Genomic DNA, 6,000 nt, shown 5'->3' on the forward strand with positions numbered 1-6,000 from the left:
GAGAATGAATTCAAGAAAGAACTAACTTTTCGCTGCTGCCGTTCAGCTAACTGCCATTCATCCGCTGTTTGAGCGATCGCTCGTGCGGAAGAACCCGCATTGAATGTAGTTCAAGCGGCATACCCGTTGGGGTATGTGGCGATAAAGCTGTTTATCACCAATCTAAACTAAAATTTCCCATCGCTTCGACTACAACCTTTAAGCAGAAAACTCACTAACAGGAATAGATTCTGATAAGGGCATGGATATGGGAACCTGAAGTACCATTCCTTCCCGTGCCATAATCGCACCAGGAAATTGCACCGCTGCTTCTTGCCCTACACGATCCAAAAATTCATCGTCGTGTGCCGGATCGTGGTGGAAAATTACCAAAGTTTTGACGTTAGCTGCTTTGGCTATTTTCACAGCTTCTTGCCATGTGGAATGTCCCCAACCGATTTTCGGCGACTTTGGCGAATGATATTCATCGTCGGTATAAGTGGAGTCATAAATGAGGATATCGGCATTACGAGCTAGCCACATCACATTTTCATCCAACCTGTCGGGAAAATGCTCAGTATCAGTAATATAAACAGCCGCACCATCCCGCCAATTAACTCGGTATCCTACCGCTTCACCGGGATGGTTCAGAGGTGCCGTTTCGACGGTAATATCATTAATTTTGATTGGCTCTCCGGCTTTGACATTGTAAAAATCCAAATTTGCTTGCATGATTTGCAAGGGTACGGGAAAATTTGGATGCAGCATTTGGTCATTCAGCCGCTGTTCGACGGTGGAACCATCAGGAGCGATCGCCCCATAAATATGAAAGTTATTTCCCCTGACAAAACCTGGCGTAAAAAAAGGAAATCCTTGCACATGATCCCAGTGGGAGTGCGTGAAAAATATATGAGCTTCTATCGGCATTTGGCGCAATAATGATTGCCCCAAAACATGCAGTCCCGTACCACCATCGAAAATTAAGCGTTTACCGCCCGCTTGCATCTCAACGCAAGGGGTATTACCGCCGTAACGAACGGTATGTAGTCCTGGACTGGGGATGCTGCCGCGAACGCCCCAAAATTGTACGGTAAATTGATTATCTATCCTAGACATGGGTGTTGCTTTGCTGGATACTGAGCGGGCGATCGATAAAAGAAATTGTTACTCCTGTTTGTCCAGTTTATGCTGTATCTTGTGCGCTTTGTGAGACGGGGAATTTCAAAGGTAAAACAGCATACCCTTTTCAATGCTAGTGCAGGCTTAATTTGGTTATCTTGCTCTTGCTTATTATTAAAGACTGCAAGGCAAATTCCTTGACTTTTCCAGGCGTATATGTATGAGTTGTTTTCAAGAGTGCTCCTACTTTATAGCCTAAATTTTCTTGTAATGCATTTAACAAGCTTTACTAGCTCCCTTGTACATAAAATTATTCAAGTCAACTTAAATTCCCACTCAGACAATTGATTAACGCCACCTGCATAGGTGAGATTATATTGCAATGGGGTTATACTGATGTAGTTTTTACGGATAACATGCACGTCAGTAGGTACATTTTCAGGCAAATTTAAATCGGATGGCGGTTCCACATCTTCTAGAACTTCTCCGGTTAACCAGTAGTATGTTTTTCCACGCGGATCGATGCGCTTGTCAAAAACATCTACGTAGCGTCGCACTCCCTGACGGGTAATAGTCACTCCAGCAATTTCTGACCACTTGACGGCAGGAATATTGACGTTAAGCAACATCAATTCTGGTATGGGTTTTGCTGCTATTTGGTCTAGGAGAATTTTGGCAAAGTCAGCAGCAGGTTGAAAATCTTTGCAAGTGTGGCTGGTAAGACTCAGTGCTACACTGGGAATGCCTTCAATTATACCCTCCATTGCGGCGGAAACAGTTCCGGAATAAAGAATTTCGGTTCCCAAATTAGCACCTTGATTAATGCCAGAAACAACCAAATCAGGGGGAGAGTCTAGCAAAGCCCACAACGCTAATTTAACACAATCGGAAGGAGTACCATCGCAAGCCCAAGCATTGACAGCAGGATGAAACACCGATTCAATGATTTCGGCGCGAATTGGTTGGTGTAAAGTTAGTCCGTGTCCGGTTGCCGATCGCTCGCGATCCGGGCAAACTACAGTCACATCATGACCGGCTTGTGCCAAACAATTGGCTAAAGTCCGAATCCCTAAAGCCGCAATCCCGTCATCATTGCTAATTAGTAATTTCATAAGTCAAGAGTCAATAGTCAATAGTCAATAGTCAATAGTTAAGAGACAATTGTCAATGTCAGGCGTCACATGTATCAGGCAAAAAAAACATACTTACACACGCGATCGCCTTTAAACTGGTAAAAAGAGGTTTGCTTTAACCCTTACCTTTGACTCATCAATGGCATATGACTAAGGTCATTAGTCTTTTGACTCTTGACTCTTGACTGTTGACTAATTCACAACTGTAAGAAATGACGAATCAGCCCAGCAATTTAGAGGCTCAACTTTTAGCACTGCGAATTGAAGGAGAAAAAGCGATCGCAGCTGCCGATAGCTTAGAACGCCTAGAAGAACTAAGAGTCGGCTACCTTGGTAAAAAAGGGGAATTGTCCACACTGTTGCGAAGTATGGGACAATTAAGTGCCGAAGAACGACCCTCAATTGGGGCGATCGGCAATACAGTTAAAGAAAGCCTTCAAACCAGTTTAGACAAACAACGCGCCTCTTTAGAAGCTGCTCAAATTCACGCACAGCTAGAAGCAGAAACTCTAGATGTGACAATGCCGGGAATTTACAGCCCCCAAGGACGTATCCATCCCCTGAATGGTATTATCGACCAAGCGCTAGATATCTTTGTCGGTATGGGCTACACCGTGGCTCAAGGTCCAGAGATGGAAACAGATTACTACAATTTCGAGGCTCTGAATACCCCCCCCGACCACCCAGCGCGTGATATGCAGGATACTTTCTACCTCCCAGATGGAAATCTCCTACGTACTCAAACCTCGTGTGTACAAATTCGTTACATGGAAGCCGAAGAACCACCGATTCGGATTGTAGCCCCAGGACGAGTTTATCGGAAAGATGATGTAGACGCTACCCACTCAGCAGTTTTTCATCAAATAGAACTTTTAGCAATTGACGAGGGACTAACTTTTACAGACCTTAAAGGCACTATTAAGTTGTTTTTAGAAGCAATGTTTGGCGAATTACCAATTCGCTTCCGTGCCAGTTATTTCCCGTTTACAGAACCTTCTGCGGAAGTCGATTTGCAGTGGAATGGTCGCTGGTTAGAAGTTATGGGCTGCGGTATGGTCGATCCTAATGTGTTGAAAGCTGTGGGTTACGATCCAGAAGTTTATACTGGATTTGCCGCCGGTTTTGGTGTCGAACGCTTTGCGATGGTTTTACACCAAATGGACGATATTCGCAGATTATACAATAGCGATTTGCGCTTTTTACGGCAGTTTTAGGCAGGTTGGTGGTTAGTGGTTAGGAGTTAGGAGTTAGGAGTTAGGAGTTAGGAGTTAGGAGTTGGTGGTTAACTGTTGACTGTTAACCCTCAACCAACAACCATCAACCATCAACCAACAACTAACAACCAACAACTATCAACCAACAACTATCAACTAACAACCATCAACTAACAACTAACTACTTCCTGCAATTATCGCAATGCCCACACCGCCAGTTTGCCGCTTCTTTGTCAAAACCAAAAGCATTTAACAAAAACTGCCAGCGGCATTGCTTTGTTGTCAGATATTGATTCATCTGCTTTGCGGCATTAAGTTGCGTCGTTAACTGCTTTGGTCTGCTTTCTTCAATAATGTACTCGAAAGGGTTAAGCCAGTTTAACTGACCGCTGCTGTGGAGAAGAGAAAGAGCAACAGCACTATCGGGAAATTGTTTGGCTACTGCATTGACTTCTCCCTTTTTAGGCAGTTTTTTCATCAGTTGCTGTGCGTCCAGTTGTTGCTTACGCATCCGATCCTCAAAAAACCTTTGTCTTTGCTTATCCTCTGGATCTAACCATCCCGTAGGTTCACTAATCAACATCAACGCTTGCGCTGGTTTTCCATCTCTTCCAGCGCGTCCAATTTCTTGCACATACTCCGAAAGCAAATGCGGTGCGTGGAAGTGAATCACCCAACGCACATCTGGCTTATTTATCCCCATCCCAAACGCACAAGTACAAACAACAAAAGGGATTTTTCCACTTAGCCAACTCGCTTCTACTGCACGGCGTTCTTCTGCACCCAATCCCGCATGATAAGAAGTTGTAGAATAACCTTTTTCTCTCAACCACTCAGCTAAATTCTCGCTATCTCGCCGAGTACGTACATAAACTAACCCAGGTTCTTGTTTCCGTTCTTGAATAAACTTTAATAAATGTTGCTTTCTTCCGCGTGGTGTCCAAACAATGCGAACACTGGGGTTAAGATTAGAACGGTACGGATTAACACGAAAAAACGCCGGTTGCTCTAATCTTAAGACTTCTTTAATAGTTTTTTGAGCCAGAGGATCGGCGGTGGCGGTAAAAGCGGCTACGCTGATGTGTGTTCCCTGTGGTTTGAATTTGAGCAGCGCTGGTCGCACCGCCCCCAATCTTCGATAAGCTGGTCGAAATGTATCGCCCCATTGTACCAGACAATGTGCCTCATCTAATATCAATCCGTTAATTTTTAACTGCGGCTGACACAATCTTTCCCAAACTGGCGCACTCAGTAAAGTTTCTGGCGATAAATACAGCAATCTTAGCTGTTGTCGTTCCAAAGCTTGCAAAACCGCACGTCGTTGGCTAGAAGGCAATTCACTATGCAAAAGCGCTGCACTCAAGTTGCGCTGACGTAGTTCCTGCACTTGATTTTCCATCAACGCTACCAAGGGGGAAACTACTAGCGTTAATCCTGTTTGTAGCAGTGCCGGCAACTGAAAGCATATTGACTTTCCGCCACCTGTGGGCATAATAATTAATGCGTCTTTTTCTGCCAACAAACAGCTGATGATTTCTCCTTGTGGCGGACGAAAATCATCATAACCCCAAATTTTTTGAAAAGCAGCACGGACATCTTTCCAAGCTGGGGGTTGATGTTGATTCATAATTGATGGTAGGTAGATGCACCCTTCTCCTTGCACACTTCATTTACATGACGTGTGTCTTAATATAACCTTGGCTATGAAGTTAAGGGTTCAGTATTTTCTACATTAATTTGTATAAAATATTTAATTTTCCTTTTGACTAAGGAAAAATATGGCTGAAAGACGAGTGAAGGAAGAGGGGTTTTAACGACTTTAATGCGCTGACCGCACAGATGAATTAAAATTAATTACCATATCTAAACACTATAAATAATCAATGTAGTCTGATGAACGAAGAATTAAAACATAAGTTTTATATCAGTACGGATAAATCTAAATTAGATATAAAAGCAATTCATGATTTTTTACAAAGTTGCTATTGGACTGAGAATATTCCATTAAGAATTGTCGAAAAGTCAATCAAAAATTCTTTATGCTTTGGACTTTATGAAGGTGATACACAAGTTGGCTTTGCTAGAGTAATCACTGATTATGCAACTTCTGCGTTGTTAAAAGATGTTTTTATTCTTGAGCCTTATCGAGGACAAGGTTTAGGTAAATGGTTTGTCAACTATATTTTGGAATATCCAGAATTACAAGATGTTCAAAGGTGGTTATTAGGAACAAAAGATGCCCACGGGCTTTATCGTCGTTACGGTTTTAAAAATTTGACAGAACCAGAAAAAATTATGATGCGTTTAAATCATAATGCTCATCAGTTGTGAGATTTTTTTATGTATATAGGACTTACGCACTCATGTCGTCAAAAAGGTATTTGTAGGGTGTGTTAGACGGAACGTAAGATCGCACCAAAACATAATCGATGGTGCGATCTTCCTACGGCATAACACACCCCTGCAACAACCCACGACAAATGTGGACAGCCTTGTTTTGTAGATCCTCGATCCCCCACGACATTTTTGATTGAAGGCTGTCCACATTTGTCTAG

5 protein-coding genes are annotated in these 6,000 nt (G+C 42.9%); 2 read left to right on the top strand and 3 right to left on the bottom strand.

Translation table 11 applies throughout. The features are described 5' to 3' along the window. Positions 1 to 198: 198 nt before the first annotated feature. The gene (locus tag PI95_RS21535) at positions 199 to 1,095 is read right to left on the bottom strand and encodes an MBL fold metallo-hydrolase (protein WP_039737577.1); all 897 of its coding nucleotides are present in this window, start codon (positions 1,093 to 1,095) and stop codon (positions 199 to 201) included. A 317-nt stretch (positions 1,096 to 1,412) separates the two neighbouring features. Beyond that, positions 1,413 to 2,210, bottom strand: a complete 798-nt coding sequence (gene surE / locus PI95_RS21540; protein ID WP_039737576.1) for a 5'/3'-nucleotidase SurE — start codon at positions 2,208 to 2,210, stop codon at positions 1,413 to 1,415. A gap of 233 nt (positions 2,211 to 2,443) precedes the next feature. On the opposite strand from surE, the gene pheS reads away from it, so the two are divergent. Next, positions 2,444 to 3,445 (top strand): phenylalanine--tRNA ligase subunit alpha, encoded by a 1,002-nt coding sequence (pheS, locus tag PI95_RS21545; RefSeq protein WP_039737575.1) that lies wholly within the window; start codon positions 2,444 to 2,446, stop codon positions 3,443 to 3,445. A 181-nt stretch (positions 3,446 to 3,626) separates the two neighbouring features. On the opposite strand, the gene PI95_RS21550 is transcribed toward pheS, so the two are convergent. After that, complete coding sequence (locus PI95_RS21550; RefSeq protein ID WP_039737573.1) at positions 3,627 to 5,072, bottom strand: RecQ family ATP-dependent DNA helicase; 1,446 nt, start codon at positions 5,070 to 5,072, stop codon at positions 3,627 to 3,629. Positions 5,073 to 5,338: 266 nt separating this feature from the next. On the opposite strand from PI95_RS21550, the gene PI95_RS21555 reads away from it, so the two are divergent. Further along, positions 5,339 to 5,776 (top strand): GNAT family N-acetyltransferase, encoded by a 438-nt coding sequence (locus PI95_RS21555; protein ID WP_039737571.1) that lies wholly within the window; start codon positions 5,339 to 5,341, stop codon positions 5,774 to 5,776. The last annotated feature ends 224 nt before the right edge of the window (positions 5,777 to 6,000 follow it).

Origin of the sequence: Hassallia byssoidea VB512170 (assembly GCF_000817785.2) — a bacterium.
Lineage (GTDB): Bacteria > Cyanobacteriota > Cyanobacteriia > Cyanobacteriales > Nostocaceae > Hassallia > Hassallia carrinoi.